The organism is Bradyrhizobium sp. Pa8 (assembly GCF_052588265.1).
Genome location: NZ_CP176767.1, coordinates 1,914,925 through 1,935,454, shown reverse-complemented (window position 1 = coordinate 1,935,454; position 20,530 = coordinate 1,914,925). Strand labels below are relative to the sequence as shown.

Sequence of the window (20,530 nt, the reverse complement as noted above, 5' to 3'; positions counted from 1 at the left end):
CCGTCCACTGACAAGCAGCAACCCAAAGGAGCCCACATGAAAGTCATCGCCATCGGTAACATCGGCAAGGCACCGACACCCGAGCAGCGGCAGCAGATCATGCCGAGGGAAGTGCCAGCCACGCTCAAGCTGTATCTCGACGGGAAAATCGAGCAGTTCTGGTTTCGCCAGGACAAGCCAGGCGTGGTCTTCCTGATGAACGTCGAATCCCTCGAACAGGCCAAGGCGACCGTGGAAGCACTGCCGCTCGTCACCGACGGCTTCGCCACCTACGAGCTGATGCAAGTCGGTCCGCTCGCGCCGCTGGGCATGCTCATCCAGGGCAAGTGACCGCGCGTCAGACCGACACGCGACGCGCCCACCAACCTTCCGAACCGGCCCGCATCGCCGCCGTTCCACGGCGGCGATGCAACGAGCAGCAATCGCTGCCGGCGAAGCATGACTAAATGAAGAGCGTAAACCTCGTAACATGGAGGATTTCAAATGAAGCTTACACTCGCTACCGGTCTCCTGGCATTCGCCCTGTGTCTGACCTCCGCCGTCCCCGGACGCGCGCAGTCACCCACGCCACCGACACCGACCACCCGAATTCTCGCGATCGGCACGGTAAGCCCCGGCGCCAATGTCGCCGCTGCACGCGCCATCCTCCCGATGGAAGTGCGAGAGACGGTGAAGCTCTATCTCGATGGCAAAATCGACCAGTGGTACTCGCTGCAAAATCGTGTCGGCGTCGCGTTCATCCTGAACGTCGCGGATATCGCGGCCGCTCATGACATGCTCGAAAAGCTGCCCCTGGGCCAGGCTCATCTCATGAGCTTCGAGCTGATCCCGCTTGGCCCGCTCAATCCGCTTCGGCAGTTGCAGGGCATGTCGACGGGTCAACAGTAGACAGCCGGGATGCCCGTCGTCGGCGCCGCTGCGGTCGCCGACGACAGATATCTTCAGCTCAGGCGATGGCGCGTCCTACCAAAAGCCCCGCTGCATCGGCTGCGCCGGCTGATAATACTGATACTGGCCGCGGCGGCGCGGATTGACGGGCTGCGGGTTCGGCTGCTGGAAGAAGAAGCCGAAGCCGTTGCCGCCATTGCCCCAGCCGTCGTCGCTTGCCATTTCCATCGGCGGCGGCGCGGTCGGCTTGCGGGTGATGAAGCCGCCCTGCGGATGATTGCTCAGCACCGCGACGAACTCGGTGCGGTAGTTGGTCTCGGCGCTCAGCGGCTCGTCGGAGATGATGATCGACGAACGCGGCAATGCCGTCGGCCCGATGCGATCCCAGACGTCCTTCGGAATGGTGATGCGGTCGAGCGCGTCCTTGGCGTCGTCGCCGTCCTCGATCGTGACCACGCTCCAGCGCAGGCCGGTATCGGTCCTCGCCATCGCAGTGAAGATATGCGTGCCGAGCGGCTGGTCGGGATTGCGGATGGTGACGGGCACCTCGATGCTGGTGTCGAACACTTCGCCGCCGCCATCCGGCGCCGGCTTGTGCGTGTTCCGCCGCACGTAGAGCTTCTGCGTCGCGCGGCTGATGTAAACGGACACCGGCTCGAGCGCGAGCTTGGCGTCGGTCGCAGCCGTCACGGCATCAGCCTTCCTGGCTGCCGCGACCTTTGCGGCCTCCTTGGTGGCGGCAACGGCGTCGCGCTTCGGCTGCGCGGCGGCTTTGGCGGCATCGAGCGCCGACGCAGCGTCGGCGGCCTTGGTCGCAAGCTTCTGCTTCAGCTCCTCGGCCTGCGCCCGCGCCTGATCGGTCTTGGCGGCCGCGATCTTCTTGTCGGCGAAAGCGAGCTCGGCGTCGGCCTTGGCCTTCTGCTGTTCCAGCTTGCGCAGCGACACGGGAAGCGACGCGGCCTCCTTCGCGGCCGCAGCCGCAGCCTTCTTGGCCTCGGCGGCAGCCTGGATCGCCTCCTCGGCTTCAGCGGAGAGCTTGTCGGCCCGGTTCGGCACGGCCGCGATGGCCTCGCGCTTCGGCACGAACAGCGAGGGATGAGTGAAATCGATCGGGGCCGCGTCGTTCGGCGAGATGATCACGCGCATGCCGATGTTGGTCTTGTCGAACAGGCCCTCGGCAAAGCCGAAGGGCATCCGCACGCAGCCGTGCGAAGCGGCATAGCCCGGCAGCGGCCCGCCATGCAGCGCGATGCCGTTCCAGGTGATGCGCTGCATGTTGGGCATCCAGGCATCGTCATACATGGTCGAGCGGTGGTCCTTGTCCTTCTCGACGATGGCGAAGACGCCGGCCGGCGTCTCGCGTCCCGTGGTGCCGGTGGACACCGGCGCGCGCAGGATCCAGCCGTCGGAATCGTAGAAAGTGACCTGCTGGCTCTTGATCGACACGATCGCCATGATCGGCTCGCCGGCCTCGCGCGGCGCCACCGCCTCAGCCGGCTGGCGGGCCTGCTTGGCCGCCTCGGCGCTTCCCGTCAGCGCCGACAGGGCAACGGCCGTTGCGAGCGCAGCAAGTCCGGGAAGCCGCCAACGCCGCATCGCCGTGGTGGATTGCGCCGTCGTCATCAGGTCTTTCATGCCATTCCCCGGTCCAGTACCAGTCCGCGCCTTACGTCGATCACGTCAGATTGCGATCTTTGGATTAAGAATTCCCAGCCACCTTGCGTTCCGTATCCGGCGATATTCGGACCGGTCCGGCGGCAAATCTCTCATATACGAGGGCTCGCGCAGGCGGAAGGTGGCCTGGGGCCGGGGCTGGCCCGAGGCTGGTCACGAATCGCTGCGGCACAATGTCCGGTTAGTGGGTTCGGCGCCCGATCAGCCGTGTCATTGCAGCGCCGAACAGGCCGAACAGCGCATACACCATGAGCGCCAGAGCGTGCGCGGCAGCCTGCCCGACCGGTTCGTGCTCCACGATTAGCAGGACCGCGAACACGGTAAGGCTCAGGAGGACGCAGATGAGGGCGGCGGCGAGACCCAGCTTGCGCAGAACGAAAGCAAAGTCGGTGGTGGTCATGACCGTATCCGGGGCGAAGATGAACAGACCTACGCTAGACCCGCCCGAGACAGCAGGATGTGACCGTCATCACAGAGATGCGGTTCCCGAACGCCGGCCGGCTCAAGACGCAACGCCGACCGTCTTGCTGTCGACCGCGGCCTGGATTTCCGCATCGCTCAAGCCCGCCTCGCGCAGCACCTCGCGCGAATGCTCGCCGAGGCGCGGCGCCATGCGATGGATGCCGGCCGGGCTTTCCGAGAATTTCGTCGCGGGCCGTGCCTGCCGGATCCGGCCTTCGGTCGGATGATCGATATCCGCAAACAATGCGACGGCGGCGAGATGCGGCTGCTCGCCAATCTCGGTGAGCCGGGCGAAGGCGGTGTGCGGCACGTCCAGCCGCAGCAATAGCTCCTCCCACTCCGCGGTGGTGCGGGTCGGCCCGATCTCGCTCATGCGGTCGTAGACCTTGTCGATGTTCTGGGAACGAAGCACGGGATCGCGCACCCCGAGCTCCTCGATCAGCTCGGGGCGGCCGACAGCCTCGAAGAAGGCGCACCAATTGTCTCCGGAGTAAGGCAGCATCGTCAGCCAGCCGTCCTTGGTCTGCACCGGGCGCCGGTTCTTCATCCGCTTGTAGCCGGTCGGGCCGATCGGCGGATCGAACGCATGCCCGCCCAGCATCTCGATACTGTTGAAGCCGGCGATCGTTTCCAGCATGGGGACTTCGACCATTTGGCCCTGCCCGCTGCGCTCGCGCCGGAACAGAGCCGCAGAGACCGCGCCGACCATCGCCATCGCGCAGATCTTGTCGCCGATCAGGCTCGGAACGAATTCCGGCTCCTCGTCCGATCCGATCGATGACGCAAGGCCTGAAGCCGCCTGGATGATTTCGTCGAATGCGGGGCGCGCTGCCCACGGGCCGTCCTGGCCGAAGCCGGTCGCCGCGGCGTAGATCAGCCGCGGATTGAGTTTTGCGCAGGCCTCGTAGCCGAAGCCGAGCCGCGCCATCGCGGCGGGGCGCACATTGGTGACGAGCGCATCGACCGTCGGGATCAGTCGCGCCAGCGCCGCCTTGCCGTCCGGATGCTTCAGATCGAGCGCGAGGCTGCGCTTGTTGCGGTTGACGGCCATGAACTGGCCGCTCATGCCGCGGTTCCGGAACACGCCGGTGTAGCGCCAGGTATCGCCCGCAGGCGGCTCGACCTTGATGACATCGGCGCCCCAGTCGCCGAGCATCTGCGCGGCGTAGGGGCCGAACAGCACGCTCGTCAGATCGAGAACGCGGATACCGCTGAGGGGGCCGGTCGGTGTCATCGTCGTTTCACTGTCGTTGGAGGAAGCAACTGTGGGACAAGACAGGCGGGCCTGGCCAGCCCGCCCGTCACACTGCGTCGATCCTATTCGCCGATCACGTCGCCGAACAGCTCCCAGGACTTGCCGTTGAAGCGCGCCATCTGCAACTGCCGGATCGGCGTCACCTGCTCGGCCGAGGTGTTGAGCTTGATGCCCGGCAGCAGCATCGGCAGCTCGACGTCCTTGAACGATTGCGTCTGCTTCATCAAATTGGCGCGGGTGAGGTCGTTGCCGGCGCGCTGCAGCACCAGCTCCATGATCTGCGCCATGGTGTAGCCGGTGACGTTGAAGACGTCGGCCGGATCGGCACCCGAATTGTACGTCTTCATCCACTCGCGCCAGGCCTTCATGCCGGAATCATTCTCCCAGCGCGGATCACCGGGATCCTTCTGGAAAGCACCGGTGACGATGCCGACGGAATTGTCGAGCCCGGCCGGCACCAGCACGGAGCCGACGGAGTTGGAAACGGCGGGAAGGATGATCTGCGGCTTCCAGCCGAGCTCGGCGATTTTCTTGATGGCCTGCGCCGCGAATTTCGGCGTGCACTCGTTGAAAACGACGTCGGCGCCGGCCGCCTTGAACTTGACGATCTGGGAGTCGACGGTCGGATCCGATGTCTCGTAGGTGGCCTCGGACACGATCTGGTTGACGTGCTCCCCTAACCCTTCCTTGAAGCCGGCGAGATAGTCGCGCCCGGGATCTTCGTTCGGCGTGATGACGGCGATTTTGGCATTCGGCTTGTTCGCAAGAATCCATTTCGCATAGATGCGGCCTTCGGTCCGGTAAGTCGGCTGCGAACCGGTGGTCCAGGGAAAATGCTGCGGATCGTTCCAGCGGCTGGCGCCGCTCGACGGGAACAGCTGCGGGATCTTCTTGGCGTTGAGGTATTTCTGCGCGGCGATGTTGGGACCGGTGCCGAGCATCGAGAACATCGCCAGCACCTCGTCGCTCTCGGCGAGGCGGCGAACCTGTTCGACCGTCTTCGACGGCGAATAACCGTCGTCCATGCTGAGCAGCTCGACCTTGCGGCCGTTGATGCCGCCCTTGCCGTTGAGCATCTTGAAATAGGCGATCTCGGCGCGGCCAATCGCGGAATAGGCGGAAGCCGGTCCCGAGTAGGGCATGGTCTGCCCGAGCTTGATCGACGTGTCGGTCGCGCCGGTGTCGTAGTTTCCGGCCGTCGCAGCCGAAGCGGCGCCCAGCGCCGCAAGCAGAGCAACGACTCCACGGACCAGTTGTCTTCCCGGCATGCTCGGCATCTCCTTCCCAGGCAAGACGCATCGACGCGCGAGCTCACAGGCTGCCGCCGGCGCCCTCCACTTTCTTCTTGGTTATCATCGGCCGCATCGATTGCGATGCCGGCGAGTGCGACGATACAAGGATTATGAAGCGGGAGATGTAGCGAAGAATTCAGATGCGTATGCGCAGCTTGCAGCCGTTCTATTTTACGCGTGCGTCACACGACAATGTGAGCGTCAGACTTCGAGCCATGCGTCATACCTCGAGCCATTCCTGGCGCACGGCGGCATTGGCCTTGAGCTCGTCCGGCGTCCCCTCGAACACAACGCGGCCGTGGCCCATGATGTAGACGCGCTTCGAGATCCGCATCGCGATCGAGAGCTTCTGCTCGACGAGCAGGATTGCGACGCCGGCCTGCGCGATGCGGGCGATGAGATCGCCGACCTGCTGCACGATCAGCGGGGCGAGACCTTCGGTCGGCTCGTCGATCATGATCAGGTCCGGATCGCCCATCAGCGTCCGGCAGGTGGTGAGCATCTGCTTTTCGCCGCCCGACAGCACGCCCGCGGCCGTATCGGCGCGCGCGGCGAGATTGGGGAACATGTCGAGCATGTCCTGGAGCCGCCATTTGCCGGGGCGGCGCGTATCCTTGACGCCGAGCAGGAGGTTTTGGCGAACCGTCAGGCTCGGGAAGATATCGCGATGTTCGGGGACATAGCCGAGGCCGAGGCGCGCGATCTTGTGGCTGGGCAGGCCGGCGATGTCCTTGCCCTTGAAGCGGATCGTGCCCTGCGGCGCGACCTCGCCCATGATCGCCTTGACCGTGGTGGAGCGGCCGACGCCATTGCGGCCGAGCAGGCTCACGACCTCGCCCGCGGCGACATCGAGGTCGACGCCCTGGAGGATGTGGCTCTTGCCGTAATAGGCGTGGAGATCCCTGACCTCGAGCATCAGTGCGCTTCCTCGCCGAGATAGGCTTCCTTGACCTTCGGATCGCGCCGGATCTCTTCCGGCGTGCCCGATGCGATGATGTGGCCGTAGACCAGCACGGAGATGCGGTCGGCAAGGCCGAACACGACGCTCATGTCGTGCTCGACGATGACGAGGGTCTTGCCCTCGGTCAGCCGCCGGATCAGCGACACCGCGCGGTCGGTTTCGGCGTGGCTCATGCCGGCGGTCGGCTCGTCCAGCATGACGACGGTGGCCCCGCTCGCGATGGTGATGCCGATCTCGAGTTCGCGCTGCTCGGCGTAGGTCAGAAGTCCAGCCGGAACATCGCGCCGATGGGTGAGATGGATGTCGTCCAGGATCTGGGCCGTGCGCTCGCGCACTTCCGGCAGGCTGTCGACGTTCTTCCAGAAGGCGTAGCGATGCCCCGTCGCCCACAGCACGGCACAGCGGACGTTCTCCCAGACCGACATGCGGGCGAACACGTTGGTGACCTGGAACGAGCGCGACAGGCCGCGCCGGTTGATCTCGAACGGCCGCAGGCCTGAGATCACATCGCCGTTCAGCTTCACCTCGCCCGAGGTCGGCTTGATGTGGCCGCTGATCAGATTGAACGTCGTGGATTTTCCGGCGCCGTTCGGACCGATGACGGCGTGACGCTCGCCTTTCGCGACGCTGAGGTTGAGGTCGCGGATGATGCCGACATTGCCGAAGCGTTTTTCGACGGCGCGGACTTCGATGGCGGCGCTTTTTCCGGATACCGCTCCGCTCATGCCAGATACCCCCGGTCACGGGCGACCGTCGCAGCCCTGTCCCACGCGTCCGCGATCCTCCGCCAGGTCAGCCGCGCGACGAACGCACCGCCGACGACGAGAACTGCTGCGGCAATCCACGTCACCGGGGATTTCGCATTGAAGGCAATGCCAAGCAGGTTGATCGGTTCACCGCCGGAATAGCGCGCGACCGTCTCGATGGTGAGGATGACGCCGCAGGCGAGCGCCAGGGTCGGCACAACAGCCACGAGATAGGACGGGATCACCGTCCACAGTGTTCCGGCGCGAACCAGCGGCCGGTGCATCATCAACAGGCCGGCGATGCCGCCCGGCGCGAACATCACGATGCCGATGAAGATAATGCCGAAATAGAGCTGCCACACGCTGGTGACGCTGGTCAGACCGAGCTGCAGATAGGTCACCAGGATCGCGCCGAGGATCGGCCCGAAGAAATAGGCCGTGCCGCCGATGAAGGTGGAGAACAGCACGAGGCCGGACTGGATCGCGCCGAGATAGGCGGAGTTCGCGATCTCGAAATTGATCGCGGCCAGCCCGCCTGCGACGCCGGCGAAGAATCCGGCGAAGCAGAAGGCGAGATAGCGGACGACGTGAGGATCGTAGCCGATGAACTGGACGCGCTCGGGATTGTCGCGAACCGCGTTGCTGATCCGCCCGAGCGGCGTCCGCGTCAGCGCGTACATCGCAATCGCCGACAGCACCAGCCAGAATGCGATGAGGTAATAGACCTGAAGCTGCGGCCCGAACGACCAGCCGAACATCTTGGGCAACGCCGTGCGATCCGTGGTGATGCCGGCTTCACCGCCGAACACCGAGCGCAGGATCAGCGAGGACGACGCCACCAATTCGCCGATGCCGAGCGAGATCATCGCGAACACGGTGCCGGCGCGCTTGGTCATGACCCAGCCGATGATGACAGCGAAGACGAGACCACCGATCCCGCCGAACAGCGGAATGAACGGCAGCGGGATCGGCCAGCCATGCGACACCACCGCATTCATCGTGTGACAGGCCGCGAAGCCGCCGAGGCCGTAATGCACGGCGTGACCGAACGACAGCAGGCCGGTCTGGCCGAGCAGGATGTTGTAGGAGAGCGCGAAGACGATCGCGATGCCGATCAGGCTGAAGGACGTCAGCGAGCCGCCCGAGGAGAAGATCAGCGGCAGGACGATCAGCGCGGCGATGCCGATCAGCCAGACGCCGTAGAAGCGCAGGCCGTCGCCAGCGGGCTTCGATGTCGAAATCGGTTTGGCGGTCATGACTCGCGCGTCCCCATCAGGCCCATGGGGCGAACGATCAGAATGAGCACCAGCAGCATATAGGGAACGATCGGCGCGACCTGCGCGATCGTGACGTTCCAGATGTCGGTGAGGACCGACGGTCCCGTCGACGGATCGAGCGGTCCGAACGCACTCGCCAGCGAGCCGTTTAGCGCCACCGCAAAAGTCTGCACCAGGCCGATGACGAGCGAGGCGATGAAAGCGCCGGGCAAGGAGCCGAGGCCACCGAACACGATGACGACGAACAGGATCGGCCCGAGTGCCGCGGCCATGTCCGACTGCGTCACCAGGGCCGGACCGGCAATGACGCCGGCAATGCCGGCGAGCGCGCTGCCGACGCCGAACACCACCATGAACACGCGCCCGACATTGTGGCCGAGATGCCCGACCATGTGCGGATGCGTCAGCGCCGCCTGCACGATCAGGCCGACGCGGGTGCGCTTGAGCACGACCAGCAGCGCCACGAAGATCACGACCGACACGGCCAGCATGAAGATCTTGTAGGCGGGATAGTTGGTCGAGAAGATCGTGAAGGCCGGGAAGTCGAGCAGCGACGGCACGCGATAGTCGACCGGGCTCTTGCCCCAGATCATCGACACGATCTCTTCGATCGCAAAAGCGAGACCGAAGGTCAGCAGCAATTCCGCGACATGGCCGTGCTTGTGGGTGTTGCGCAGGCCGTAGCGCTCCACGGCCATGCCGATGGCGCCGACAAGCAGCGGCGCCAGCACCAGCGCCGGCCAGAAGCCGATCCACTTGGTGAGCTGGAAGCCGAAGAAGGCGCCGAGCATGTAGAAGCTGGCATGGGCGAAGTTGAGCACGCCCATCATGCTGAAGATGACGGTCAGCCCGCTCGACAGCAGGAAGAGCAGCATGCCGAACAGCACGCCGTTCAGGGTCGAAATGACAATGAGTTCAAGCACAGCGCACTCGTCTCTGTCCGGGGCCTGATGGCCCCGGTGAACATCGCCCAATCAAGAATAGTCCAGCCACCGCTTCCCGCGACCGATGTCGGCCGCGGGAAAACGACGGATGTCGTGATTACGGCCGCGCCATCTTGCAGGTCGTGGAGACCATGGCCTGCGGCGTGTCCACCTTGGAGACGAGGTGCCAGCCCCAACCGGTGTTTTCCTCGTCGAACGGCTCATTCTCGGTCAGCTTGCCGAAGGAGGAAATGTAGATCGGCTGAAGGAACTGGTGGTCGTCCTTGCGCATGATGCCGGTGCCGCCGTCCAGAACCTCGAACTTCAGGTCCTCGAGCGCCGCCGCGACCTTCACGGGATCGATCGAGTTGGCCTTCTCGGCAGCCGCCTTGAACATGCGCATCTCGTTGACCGCACGCGGGTACCAGAGCGACAAATTGACCTTGGCGCGGAACGCCTTCTCGTAATCCATCGCGGCCTTGTTGCCGGAATTCGCAAAGCCTTCGGTGATCTGGAAGACCTGATGATCGAGACCGGTCTGCTTGACGGCAGTGGGGCCGCCGGCGCCGCCGGCATAATAGGTGTACCAGTTGACCTTCAGGCCGGCGTCAGCGGCAGCCTTGAGCAGCAGCGCGAAGTCCTGGCCCCAGTTGCCGGTGACGACACTGTCGGCGCCGGACGCCTTGATCTTGGCGATATAGGGCGAGAAATCGGTGACCTTCAGCAGCGGATGCAGCTCGTCGCCGACGATCTGGATGTCGGGCCGCTTGGCGCCGAGCATCTTGCGCGCGTCGGAGCGGACGGACTGACCGAACGAATAGTCCTGGTTGATCAGGTACACCTTTTTGATCGAGGCGGTGTCCTTCATGTAGTTGGTGAGCGCCTCCATCTTGATGTCGGAGCTCGCATCCCAGCGGAAATGCCAGTAGCTGCACTTCTCGTTGGTCAGGCTCGGATCGACGGCGGCGTAGTTGAAGTACAGCACTTCCTTGCCGGGATTGCGCGTGTTGTTCTTGGTGACGAAATCCGACAGCGCCGCGCCGACGGACGAGCCGTTGCCTTGCGTGATGTAGTGGACCCCGGCGTCGATCGCCTTCTGGGCCTGCACCAGGCTCTCTTGCGGATTGGTCTTGTTGTCGAGCGGCACGATCTCGATCTTGTGGCCGAGAATGCCGCCCTTGGCGTTGAGCTCGTCGGCCAGATACTGGAATGTCTTCAGACCACCCTCGCCGACGCTGGCGCCACCGCCGGAGAGCGGATCGATGTAGCCGATCTTGAGGGTGTCCTCAGCCGACGCGGCATGACCGAGCATCGGGGCGATCACGGCAATGGCCAAAGTGAGCTTGCGCATTTTTTCGTTTCCTCGCTGGCTATCGACTTTAGTCGATGGGCTTTTTGCGCATGTTGCAGCGCAATTGCAGATCTCTAATGAGCAGAACGAACTTTGATTTTCAAGCTCGGCGAGACATGGCTCCGGCCATCGCTATGAAATGTGAAGGCGGCTGCCAGGCCCGCCGGCAGCTTTCCGCGACGAGGAATAGAACGCAAGGGGAAACTCGCCTGACGACGCAGGTGTCGCAGCCGTCTAAAGGCTGCGATAGTCCGCGATTCCCGACAGGTCGGGCGTGAATCCGAGCCCCGGTTCCTCGCCGAGGACGATCGTACCATCAGTGACATTGGCAACGGCACCGCAGAACCGGTCGCGCAGCGGATTGTCGTTGGCGTCGACCTCGAGCCAGCCGTCGCCGCCGATGCCCGCCAGCAGATGCGCCGAGGCGAGCAGTCCGATGCCGCCGCCGAGATAATGCGGGCAGAACGTCTTGCCCGCCTTCAGAATGTCGCGCGCGAGGCCGGCGCATGCGCTCAGCCCGCCCCATTTCGCGATGTCGGGCTGAACGACGCCGAGCACGTCTTCGGCCAGGACGTCCTTGAATGCCTCGACGCTCGAAATGTTCTCGCCCGCGGCAATCGGCATCGTCGCGCTCGCCCGCAGCCGGCGCCATTCCTCGCGCCGCCGGTCGGCGCGGATGGGCTCCTCCAGCCAGCGCAGATCGAACGCGGCCAACCGCGGCAGCATCTCCAGCGCCTGATCAACCGACCAGCCCTGATTGGCATCGGTTGCGAGCATGCCCGCACCGACGATCGCGCGCAGCGCGGCCAGATTGGCGAGATCGGTCTCGGCACCGAAGCCGACCTTCAGCTTCAACGCGCGATGGCCACGCGCGAGCGCGGCTTCGGCCGTCTGCGCGGCGCCGCCCGGATTGATACCGCTGGCATAGACCTTGATCCTGCGCGACTGCCCACCGAGAAGCCGCCACAGCGGCAAGCGCTGCCGACGCGCAGAGAGGTCCCACAGCGCGAGATCGATGCCCGAAATCGCCTGCGCGAACGGACCGGGCTCGCCGCATTGAAGCGCCAGCACTTCGGTACCCTTCGTCAGGACCTCGAAAGCCTGGGCGGGACTGTCGAACCTGCGCCCGACAAGGCCCGGAGCGAGCAGTTCGTTGACAAGCCGGGCACGGTGCTCGGCGCCCGGTGCAGGAAAGTTGGACCAGGCTTCGCCCCACCCCTCGACACCATCCTCGTCGACTGCGCGAACGAAGACGGCCGGACGGTTGAGCATCTTGCCGAACGACGTCACCACCGGCGTCGCCAAGGGATAGCGATAGCAGAAGGCCTCGATCGAGCGGATGGTGAAGCTGTCAGTCGTCATATTGCAGGTCCTGCGACCGAGTTGAGACCACGCGGGACCGTTACCATCTCAGTAGGCGCGTGCGAAGTCACCTTCCTGCCTGATATCAGCGAACACCGGGAAGCGCGCTCTCCACGCGGGGCGCTATACGCCCAGCGCCTTGCGATTGAACGTCCGCAGGAAGCGCAGCGACAACGTCCGCACGTTCGCGACGTTGAGCAGCCAGGCCGCAGCGGCGTAAGCAACCCCGCCCGCGGAGCTGACGACCATCAACGCCACGATACCGGTACCGCCGACCTGCGTCCGCGCAATGAGGATAGCGCCCGCCATCGCCGCAGCCGAAGCCGCAACGCCGGCGAGGCGGTTGACATCGAACGGCACGGGATGGGCGCGGTGCATCAGGGCGACGGCGACGACGAAGCCGAGCGCTTCAGTGGCGAGGGTGGCGAGCGCCGCGCCGTAAAGGCCGTAGCCGGCGACCAGCGCGAACATCAGTGCCACGCTCAGAACGAGCGTGAGGAACGACTGCGCCGCCAGCATGAACGGCCGCTCTGCGAGCTGGAAACTGATCTGCACATAGAATTGATTGGCGATGCCGAAGAAGCGCGCGAGCACCAGCGTCGGCAGCAGCGCCGACACGCCGGCGCGGAAATCGACGCCGACGAGCGTGCCCGCGACTTGGTCGGCCACGAGCGCGAGCCAGACGGCAACGGGCGCGACGACGACGAGCAGCAATTCGAGGCTCTCGGTCAGGCGCTCCCGCGTCGTCTCGCTGTTTTTCTCCGACAACGACCGGAACACCAGCGGCACGGTCGCCGCGGCGACGCTGGAGGCGATCATGACCATGAACTGGCGCGGCAGATCGGCGGCGACGCCGAAAATGCCGGCGGCGTCCTTGCCGAGCAGATAAGCGACGATGAGCCGGTCGCAGGCCGAATAGACCGCAACGGACAATCCGGCCAGCGTCAGCGGCAGGCCGTAGCGCGCCAGCTGCATGAACTGGCTGCGCTCGAAGCGTGCGATCTTCGTGCGATCGCCGACGAGATTGAGAATGATGCCGGTGAGCGAGCCCAGGCCGAACGCGGCGAGCAGTCCCAACCCGCCCCAGCCGAGCCAGATGCCGAGCAGGCCAAAGCCGACGCTCGACACGCTGCGCACGATCGAGATCGCCGCGAACCTGTAGGGGCGCAATTTGGCGCGTTCGAATTCCTGGCCGACATCGACGGCATTGGCCATGATCGCGACGAACATGCTGGCGAGCAGCAGCTCGACACTGAGGTCGCTGCGGAACAGAAAGACCAGCGGCGTGGTGGCGCAGAGCACCGCGGCCGTCAGCGCGAAGGCGACCATCGCCGTGCCGCGAAAATCCACCTCCGCCGACATCGCCTGATAGCGGGACACCGACAGCTTGATCCAGGCGAAGAAGATCGCGCCCAATATGCCGGCAAGGCTGATGCCGACGACATACACGCCGTACTCGGCCGGCGTCAGCAGCCGCGTGTAGGCCGTGACCGCGAAGAAGCCCACGGCCGCGGGCAGGATGTAGGCGACGAGATAGATCGAGAAATGGCGGTTCAGCATGCGAGCACAGGACCGGCAACGGTGTTGCGATGGTGACGGCCGTTAATCAATGACCTTGGCGGGGCGAACGAACTGCGCCGCAGCATCTCTCAAGAGTGTCACATAAGTCTGCAGATCGGGCGGCGAATGAGGCTGAGAGGCCGCTTTCGCGCGTTAGCGTTAAATTTGCCCTTTCCCAGGAGCCGTTCCGGCTATCACGACACGAAACCCTGATCCAGACTGGAACAGCGATGCAGCACCACGCACGTTGACCTACCGGACATCCGCAAAGGTTAACCCAACAACAGGAAACCCCGGCGTCGCAGGGCGCCGCTTGGTACGATGGCGCGTTGGTTCCAAAAGGAACGTCCTACCGTGACCAGGCTCGACAGACGCGCATTTCTCCTCGGCGGCGCCGCAGCACTCGCGGCGGGAGCATCTGCGTCCGCCGCGCCGGCATCGAAACTCGCGCAGCGCCGTCCGGGCTTTGGCGCTGCGGCGACGCTCTGGGACCTGCAAGCCGATCCCAGGCTCGGCGAAGCCATCAGCACCTATTGCACCCAGGTGGTGCCGGTGCTCGAGCTGAAATGGCCGATGCTGCGGCCGAACGCGCACACGTTCAACTTCGAGCGCGCCGACGCGATCCTGGATTTCGCGCGGGAGAACGATCTGACGATGCGCGGCCACGCGCTCGCCTGGTATCACGACATTCCGGACTGGACCAAGCAGATCAAGGACACCAAGGGCGTCGAGCGCGCCTATGTCGACCATATCGGCACCGTCGTGTCCTACTACAAGGACAAGCTGACGTCGTGGGACGTCGTCAACGAGCCGATCCCGGACAATCCCAAGAAGGTCACCGACCGGCGCGACACGTTCTGGACGCAGCATCTGGGCAACCGCTGGATTCCGCTGGCCTTCCGCACGGCGGCCGCAGCCGATCCCTTCGTCAAGCTCGCGATCAACGAATATGACATCGAGTCGGCGAAGGACTCGTTCATTGCCAAGCGCGCGGCGTACCGCAACCTCATCATGGACCTGCTCGACCAGGGCGTGCCGCTGCACGCCGTGGGCCTGCAATCGCATCTGCATGCCGAGCTCGAGATCGACACGCATGGGCTCGCCGAATTCGTCACCGAGCTGCGCTCATGGGGCCTCGATGTGCTCGTCACCGAGCTCGATGTCGACGACCAGAAACTGACGGGCAACCCGGCAGAGCGCGACGCCATCGTCGCCAAGCGCGTCGACGACCTCCTGACCGCGATCTCGACCAGCGGGCCGGTGCGCTCGATCCTGACCTGGGGCCTCTCGGATCGCTATAGCTGGATCAACGGCACCTTCGCCCGCGCGGACAAGCAGCCGAACCGCCCGTTGCCGCTCGACGGCGAGTTCAAGCCGAAGCCGTTCATGGACGTCATCAGCAAGTTCACGAGAGACGCCTGAGACGCGGCCTTAGCGCGTCTTCGTCGGCACTTCGAATTCGACCGCATCACCGATATCTTCAGGAGACAGGCTCGGAGCGCGGCGATCACGCGAGCTGAGGCGGAACACGTCACGAATGTCGTCGACCGAGGTCGACGAATAGGACTGGATGCAGAGCGCGACCTGTTCGGGCGAGGCCGCGCGCATCATCGCTTCGATGGCCAGCCGGTCGAGCGGCGTATCATCCCAATGCGAGACGGCGATGCTGTCCTCGGTGACCCGATGGGTGGCCAGATGCGCCGGCGAGTTCGCGACGAAATGGCCGTACATCAGATATTCCGAGAACTTCTTCTTCCGGCACAGCGCCAAGACCCAGTTCAATCCGGTCGCCGCCTTGATGGCGTCGGTCATCGCGCGCGCGGTGTCCCGGTCCCAGACCAGCGCGTTGCCGACATAGTCGTCGGCCGGGAACGAGCGCTCCTTGATACCGAGAAGCTGATCGACAGTGCGCAGCCACAGCCCGTGCAACGGGTGGTCAGCGCCAATGTCCTTCGGGGTGGCGAACAGCGGCGTCTTCTCAGCGCCGGCATAATGGCCGACGTCGAATTCGCGGAAGAACAAATTGTCCGAATCCAGGATGCAGACGCGCTGCTCCGGCGCGTTGAGGACGCCTGCGATCTTCAGGATCTGCTGGATGTGCCAACCATGCACCGGCGACGACAGCAGCGACAGCCAGACGCGGCGCTTGCTGAGGAACTGAAGCGCCGGCGGCAGCGCCCAGAGCCATTTCGGCAGATAATTCGAGGCCGGAACGATGACGCGCTTGTCGGACGCGAACCGCGCGAACAGCGGCACGTCCTCATCGTTAACGAGAACATAATGCCGCGTGTATCCCGAGAGCCAGGTGTCGATGCTCTCGCTGAGCAACGAAAAGCGTTCGATATCCTTGGCGTAGCTGGCGGTCAGCAGGGCAACGGAATGCATGGAGCGCGCTCGAATGGCCATCAAGCCGCACTCATAGCCGCACCGCGAGATGCTGGAAACTCACAAACGGAATCAAGGTAAAACGAAACGAAGCATTAGCCATCCGACGGCAGCCCCTGCTCGATGCCGCGAAAACGCAGCGGCGCGAGTGCGGCGGCGCGCTGCCACCAGTCGGCGACGCGGTCGTCGAGCGCGGTCACACCGCGCCCCCGGCCGGGGAAGATCCGGATCTGCTGCACCGCCTCGGCCTCGAACCCCCTGCCCTTGCGCGTGATCTTGAGGGCAGCGCCCTCGCGGTCGCGCTGCGTCAGCGGCGCCAGGAGGCGGCCGCGCGGACGGAGCGACTGCAGCCAGAGCGGATGCGGGTGCGGGAAGCCGGCATGCACGATGATCACGTCGGCCGGCTCGCCGATCTCCTCGCGTCCATCGCCATGCACGACCTCGACATTGCGATAGGGGCGAAGGTAATTCGCGGCACGCGCCGCAAGCCGCCCGTCGCATTCGATTGCATGCACCCTGCCTTTGGGCCCCACGATCTTCGACAACACCGCCGAAAAATAGCCGAGACCGCAGCCGATCTGGACCACGCGGTCCTTCTCCCCGACGTCGAGCAGATCGATGAAGTGCGCCCACAGGCTCGGCAGCCCGGTGTCGAGCTTGCGGCGCGCATCGATCGCGACCAGCACATTGTCGTAGAGATGAACGGGATCGGCATCCGGCGTCAGGCGATAGCTGCGCGCCGCCTCGCTCTTGATGCGCCAGGGTCCCTTGGCCAGAAAATCCTCGCGCGGGATGGCGGCGAGCGCTTCGAGCAGGCGTGGTGAGGAGATCCGCTCTCGCTTCGCAATCAACTCGACGTAACGCGCGCGCGCGGCGGCAAGATCGCTCATTTCATCGCATCGGCCTGTTCAAGGACGGGCACGTCTCCGCCGAGCTCGCTGAGGAGCTGCATCGCCTGCTTCAGGTCCGGGGTGTAAAAGCCCTCACTGAACTTGCCGACGATCGGCAAAAGCAGGAGGCTTGCGTGCTCGCGCTTGCCGGCTTCGTGCGACAGGCGCGCAAGGCTGACGGCGGTCCGAAGCTCCCATGACAGCGCGCCCTGCTTGCGCGCGGTCTCCAGCGACAGGGTGAACAGGTCCTCGGCCTCCTGCACCGATGCCGGATCACCGTCCGACATCGTGATCTCGCCCTGCAGGCGATAGACCTCGGCGAGATAGGAGTGATCGCCGGTCCGTCTCGCGGTCGCGAGCGCGCCGTCCAGCGCGCGCAAGGCGGCATCGCGCATCCCGACCTTGGCATAGGCCTCCGCCAGCAGGCAGCGGAACCAGCAGCCAGCGAGCCAGGAATCCATCGCCTCGTATTCGTCGAGGCCGAAGCGCATCTGGCTGAGACCTTCGTCGGCCTCGCCGAGCTGGGCCAGCGCCCAGCCGCGCAGGATCGCCGCCTGCTGCTTCCAGTGCAGGAAATTGTGCTCGGTGGCGATGATCATGGCGCGGTTGGCGTGGTCGCGCGTGCCCTCGACATCGCGCAAATGCTGGCACAGATAGGCGCCGAACACGAGCGCGAAGGCGAGCGTGAAGGGATGGCGGATCTTCTCGGCATTCGCGATCGCCTGCTCGCTGTGCTGGCGCGCCGCGTCGGGCCGGCCGAGGAACCAGAGGAGATAGCCGAGATAGGACAGCGAAACGACGCCGGGATCGGTGCCGTGCCGCTCCATCAGATCGGAGTGCAGATCGGGACTGTAGAGATTGATGCAGCGGTGCAGATGGTGCTGGGAGGCGGCAAAACGGCCGCGATAGAGCATCGTCATCGCGATCGAGCGGTGCGCCTCGATCAGATAGCCGGTCTGCTGCGCCGGCTGCGTGCGCTCGTTCAGCCGTTCGCGCTTGGCGAACTTCAACAGCTCGACGCTGAGATCGTGCGCGCGGCTGAGATCGGCACGGATGAAATGGCAGACCCAGAGCCCGCGCGTGGCGGCGAAGGCCTTCTCGTCGTCGTCGAGTTGCTGACCGAGCTCGAGCGCGCGGATGTAGTTCTCCTCGACCTCCTGCACGGCGTAGCCCTTGGCGGCAATCAATGCGTTGCCGAGCGCGATGCGCAGCTCCAGCTCCATCTCGTCGGCGCCCTGCATGCGCGCATTGGCCTGCACGACGCTCAAGCCCCGGCGCAAATGCCCGATCGCCTCCAGATTGGCGCCGCTCTTGGCCGCCTGCTTGCCGGCCTTGAGCCAGAAGCTGGCGGCGCCCTCGCTCTGGCCGGATTCGGTGAGGTGATGGGCGAGCAGTTCCGGCTCGCGCTCGGTCTTCTCCGGATACATCTCGGCGAGCACCTGCGCGATCCGCGAATGCAGCTTGCGCCGCTCGCTGTGCAGCAGGCTGTCGTGCGCGGCGTTCTGGATCATCACGTGCTTGAAGGAGTAGAGCGCGCCGGGCGGATGGCCGCGGCGCATGATCAACCCGGCCTCCTCCAGATGATTGAGCGCGGCCTCGATCTGCTCCGCCGGCGTGTTGGCGACCGCGTGCAGGGTCTCGTAGGAGAACTCGCGACCGATGGTGGCGCCGATCTGCGCGATGCGCTTGAACGGCCCCATCCGGTCCAGCCGCGCCATCAGCGAGTCGGTGAGGGTCGCCGGGATCGCGAGCTGCCGCCATGGGCCCGACAGCACGTAGCGCCCGTGCCGCTCGGTCAGGAGGTTGGATTCGAGAACGGTCTTGGTCAGCTCTTCCAGGAACAGCGGCACGCCGTCGGTCTTGACGATGATCTCCTCGACCACCTCCTTGGGAAGCTCGCGGCCCGCGACGCGCTCGACCAGCGTCGTGCGCAGCTGCCGGCTCAGGCGGTTCAGCACCAGCGTGGTGATGTGCGAATGCGCGTTCCAGCTCGGCTGGAATTCGGAGCGCGCGGTGATGATGACAAGGACCGGCTGGTTCTGCACGCGTTCAACGAGGAGGTCGATCACCTCGCGGGAGGTCGGGTCGATCCAGTGCAGATCCTCAAGCGCGATCACCAGCGGCATGTCGCGCGCAAGGCCGAGGAAATGATTGACCAGCGCCGCGACGGTCGCATCCTTCTGCTGCTGCGGCGACAGGTCGAGCGGCGGATAGCGGTCTCCGGTCGGGATCGACAGCAGCGCGGCAAACAGCGGCGTGACCTGCTCGATGTCGCCATGGGCGGCGGCGATCGCGATCTCCAGACCCGCCAGCGACGTCGCGGACGGATCCTCGCGGTCGAGGCCGAGCGAGAATTTGAGCTGCTCGGAGAACGGATAGAACGCCGTGGAGGTGTAATAGGGCGAGCACTGGAACGAGACGTGTCCATGGCGGTCGCCCGCGATCCGGTCGAAGATCTCCTGGATAATGCGCGACTTGCCGATGCCGGGCTCGCCGAACTTGACCACGACCTGGCCGTCGCCGTCCTTGACCTGCTGCCAGCGTCCCATCAGCAGCGCGATCTCTTCCTCGCGGTTGACGAGCGGCGTCAGCCGCCCGCCCATGGCTGCGGCGAAGCGGGTCTCCGCCCGCGAGGCGCGCACCACGTGCCAGGCCTGCGTCTTCTCCGAGATGCCTTTCAGCGCATGGACACCGAGATTGCGGTAGTCGAACTTGCCCTTCAGCAGCGACTGGGTCGAGGACGAGATCACGACGCCGTTGGGCGGCGCCAGACCTTGCAGGCGCGCGGCGAGATTGACGGTTTCACCGACCGCGGAATCGCGCTCCTCGGTGCCCTGCCCGACGAGGTCGCCGACCACGACGAGACCGGTTGCGATTCCGATGCGGACGGCGGGGGCGTGGCTGAGCGCACCGCGCGGCTCGATCGCGCGCGCAGTCGACAGCACCCGCACGATCTCGAGCCCGGCGCGCACCGATCGCTCGGCATCGTCCTCATGCGCGGTCGGATAGCCGAAATAGACAAGGATACCGTCGCCGACGAAGCGCGCGGCAAACCCTTCGTAATGCTTCACCACCCGGACACAGGTCTCGCGAAAGCTCGCGATCATGTCGCGTACGTCTTCCGGATCGAACTGCACCGACAGCGAGGTGGAATCCACCATATCGCAGAACATGGTGGTGAGCTGACGCCGTTCGGCGCCGACTTCCGTCCGGACTTGCGGGCGCGCCGCCGCATCGGGCTTCTCGGCGGTCTCAGCCTGGAATAGCGCCGACATCGCGCGCTGAAGCCGCTTGCGATCGCCGAGCGGCAATCCGAGCTCCACCAGGTCGGATTCCGTCAGGTCCCCCATGACATCGAGATCGAGGCGGTGCTGCGCGAAGAGATCGGTGTAATGTCCAAGACCGACGCCTTCGAGCCAGCGCTTCAACCCGCCTTCAGTCTCCGTAACAGGCTCATTCTCCAGCATGGTGATTCTGCCCGACCTTCACTCCGTCGAAGGGCTT

General features: G+C 65.0%; 17 protein-coding genes. 3 read left to right on the top strand and 14 right to left on the bottom strand.

Annotation, left to right across the window (positions count from 1 at the left end):
- Window positions 1-36 precede the first annotated feature (36 nt).
- Window positions 37-330, top strand: a complete 294-nt coding sequence (locus ACKWRH_RS08765) for a hypothetical protein (RefSeq protein WP_028158963.1) — start codon at window positions 37-39, stop codon at window positions 328-330.
- Window positions 331-483: 153 nt separating this feature from the next.
- Window positions 484-888, top strand: a complete 405-nt coding sequence (locus ACKWRH_RS08760; protein ID WP_445220166.1) for a hypothetical protein — start codon at window positions 484-486, stop codon at window positions 886-888.
- Between the two features lie 75 nt (window positions 889-963).
- Here the strand turns inward: ACKWRH_RS08760 and ACKWRH_RS08755 are convergent, their stop codons facing one another.
- The 11 genes from ACKWRH_RS08755 to ACKWRH_RS08705 form a co-directional block, all read right to left on the bottom strand.
- Window positions 964-2,523, bottom strand: coding sequence for a L,D-transpeptidase (locus ACKWRH_RS08755; RefSeq protein ID WP_445220165.1), 1,560 nt, complete (start codon window positions 2,521-2,523; stop codon window positions 964-966).
- A gap of 220 nt (window positions 2,524-2,743) precedes the next feature.
- Entirely contained in the window at window positions 2,744-2,962 is a 219-nt protein-coding gene (locus ACKWRH_RS08750; protein ID WP_445220164.1) for a hypothetical protein, read from the bottom strand.
- Between the two features lie 102 nt (window positions 2,963-3,064).
- Window positions 3,065-4,258, bottom strand: a complete 1,194-nt coding sequence (locus ACKWRH_RS08745; RefSeq protein WP_445220163.1) for a CaiB/BaiF CoA transferase family protein — start codon at window positions 4,256-4,258, stop codon at window positions 3,065-3,067.
- Window positions 4,259-4,341: 83 nt separating this feature from the next.
- Entirely contained in the window at window positions 4,342-5,556 is a 1,215-nt protein-coding gene (locus tag ACKWRH_RS08740) for an ABC transporter substrate-binding protein (protein WP_445220162.1), read from the bottom strand.
- Between the two features lie 235 nt (window positions 5,557-5,791).
- Window positions 5,792-6,487, bottom strand: coding sequence for an ABC transporter ATP-binding protein (locus ACKWRH_RS08735; protein WP_282524516.1), 696 nt, complete (start codon window positions 6,485-6,487; stop codon window positions 5,792-5,794).
- Window positions 6,487-7,257, bottom strand: coding sequence for an ABC transporter ATP-binding protein (locus tag ACKWRH_RS08730; protein WP_445220161.1), 771 nt, complete (start codon window positions 7,255-7,257; stop codon window positions 6,487-6,489). Before ACKWRH_RS08730 ends, ACKWRH_RS08735 begins: the two co-directional genes overlap by 1 nt.
- A complete protein-coding gene (locus tag ACKWRH_RS08725) occupies window positions 7,254-8,534 on the bottom strand; it encodes a branched-chain amino acid ABC transporter permease (RefSeq protein ID WP_445220160.1) in 1,281 nt (426 codons plus the stop codon). Before ACKWRH_RS08725 ends, ACKWRH_RS08730 begins: the two co-directional genes overlap by 4 nt.
- The gene (locus ACKWRH_RS08720; RefSeq protein WP_028158956.1) at window positions 8,531-9,478 is read right to left on the bottom strand and encodes a branched-chain amino acid ABC transporter permease; all 948 of its coding nucleotides are present in this window, start codon (window positions 9,476-9,478) and stop codon (window positions 8,531-8,533) included. Before ACKWRH_RS08720 ends, ACKWRH_RS08725 begins: the two co-directional genes overlap by 4 nt.
- A gap of 118 nt (window positions 9,479-9,596) precedes the next feature.
- Window positions 9,597-10,829: a branched-chain amino acid ABC transporter substrate-binding protein gene (locus ACKWRH_RS08715; protein WP_445220159.1), complete on the bottom strand. Its 1,233-nt coding sequence runs from the start codon at window positions 10,827-10,829 to the stop codon at window positions 9,597-9,599.
- 234 nt (window positions 10,830-11,063) lie between these two features.
- Window positions 11,064-12,191: a mandelate racemase/muconate lactonizing enzyme family protein gene (locus tag ACKWRH_RS08710; protein ID WP_445220158.1), complete on the bottom strand. Its 1,128-nt coding sequence runs from the start codon at window positions 12,189-12,191 to the stop codon at window positions 11,064-11,066.
- Window positions 12,192-12,314: 123 nt separating this feature from the next.
- Window positions 12,315-13,751, bottom strand: a complete 1,437-nt coding sequence (locus tag ACKWRH_RS08705; RefSeq protein WP_445220157.1) for a lipopolysaccharide biosynthesis protein — start codon at window positions 13,749-13,751, stop codon at window positions 12,315-12,317.
- Between the two features lie 354 nt (window positions 13,752-14,105).
- Between ACKWRH_RS08705 and ACKWRH_RS08700 the strand changes: the two genes are divergently transcribed.
- On the top strand, window positions 14,106-15,173 hold the full coding sequence (locus ACKWRH_RS08700; protein WP_445220156.1) for an endo-1,4-beta-xylanase: 1,068 nt from the start codon (window positions 14,106-14,108) through the stop codon (window positions 15,171-15,173).
- Window positions 15,174-15,182: 9 nt separating this feature from the next.
- On the opposite strand, the gene ACKWRH_RS08695 is transcribed toward ACKWRH_RS08700, so the two are convergent.
- The 3 genes from ACKWRH_RS08695 to ACKWRH_RS08685 form a co-directional block, all read right to left on the bottom strand.
- Window positions 15,183-16,136, bottom strand: coding sequence for a DUF6492 family protein (locus ACKWRH_RS08695; protein WP_445220155.1), 954 nt, complete (start codon window positions 16,134-16,136; stop codon window positions 15,183-15,185).
- Window positions 16,137-16,231: 95 nt separating this feature from the next.
- Window positions 16,232-17,026: a protein-L-isoaspartate O-methyltransferase family protein gene (locus tag ACKWRH_RS08690; RefSeq protein WP_445220154.1), complete on the bottom strand. Its 795-nt coding sequence runs from the start codon at window positions 17,024-17,026 to the stop codon at window positions 16,232-16,234.
- Window positions 17,023-20,493, bottom strand: a complete 3,471-nt coding sequence (locus tag ACKWRH_RS08685) for an ATP-binding protein (protein ID WP_445220153.1) — start codon at window positions 20,491-20,493, stop codon at window positions 17,023-17,025. The genes ACKWRH_RS08690 and ACKWRH_RS08685 overlap by 4 nt, the downstream gene beginning before the upstream one ends.
- Window positions 20,494-20,530 lie beyond the last annotated feature (37 nt).

Bases quoted from the DNA above. Each gene is read 5' to 3' on its own strand.
- ACKWRH_RS08765 (WP_028158963.1), top strand. From the start codon at position 37: ATGAAAGTCATCGCCATCGGTAACATCGGCAAGGCACCGACACCCGAG.
- ACKWRH_RS08760 (WP_445220166.1), top strand. From the start codon at position 484: ATGAAGCTTACACTCGCTACCGGTCTCCTGGCATTCGCCCTGTGTCTG.
- ACKWRH_RS08755 (WP_445220165.1), bottom strand. From the start codon at position 2,523: ATGAAAGACCTGATGACGACGGCGCAATCCACCACGGCGATGCGGCGT.
- ACKWRH_RS08750 (WP_445220164.1), bottom strand. From the start codon at position 2,962: ATGACCACCACCGACTTTGCTTTCGTTCTGCGCAAGCTGGGTCTCGCC.
- ACKWRH_RS08745 (WP_445220163.1), bottom strand. From the start codon at position 4,258: ATGACACCGACCGGCCCCCTCAGCGGTATCCGCGTTCTCGATCTGACG.
- ACKWRH_RS08740 (WP_445220162.1), bottom strand. From the start codon at position 5,556: ATGCCGAGCATGCCGGGAAGACAACTGGTCCGTGGAGTCGTTGCTCTG.
- ACKWRH_RS08735 (WP_282524516.1), bottom strand. From the start codon at position 6,487: ATGCTCGAGGTCAGGGATCTCCACGCCTATTACGGCAAGAGCCACATC.
- ACKWRH_RS08730 (WP_445220161.1), bottom strand. From the start codon at position 7,257: ATGAGCGGAGCGGTATCCGGAAAAAGCGCCGCCATCGAAGTCCGCGCC.
- ACKWRH_RS08725 (WP_445220160.1), bottom strand. From the start codon at position 8,534: ATGACCGCCAAACCGATTTCGACATCGAAGCCCGCTGGCGACGGCCTG.
- ACKWRH_RS08715 (WP_445220159.1), bottom strand. From the start codon at position 10,829: ATGCGCAAGCTCACTTTGGCCATTGCCGTGATCGCCCCGATGCTCGGT.
- ACKWRH_RS08710 (WP_445220158.1), bottom strand. From the start codon at position 12,191: ATGACGACTGACAGCTTCACCATCCGCTCGATCGAGGCCTTCTGCTAT.
- ACKWRH_RS08705 (WP_445220157.1), bottom strand. From the start codon at position 13,751: ATGCTGAACCGCCATTTCTCGATCTATCTCGTCGCCTACATCCTGCCC.
- ACKWRH_RS08695 (WP_445220155.1), bottom strand. From the start codon at position 16,136: ATGCATTCCGTTGCCCTGCTGACCGCCAGCTACGCCAAGGATATCGAA.
- ACKWRH_RS08690 (WP_445220154.1), bottom strand. From the start codon at position 17,026: ATGAGCGATCTTGCCGCCGCGCGCGCGCGTTACGTCGAGTTGATTGCG.
- ACKWRH_RS08685 (WP_445220153.1), bottom strand. From the start codon at position 20,493: ATGCTGGAGAATGAGCCTGTTACGGAGACTGAAGGCGGGTTGAAGCGC.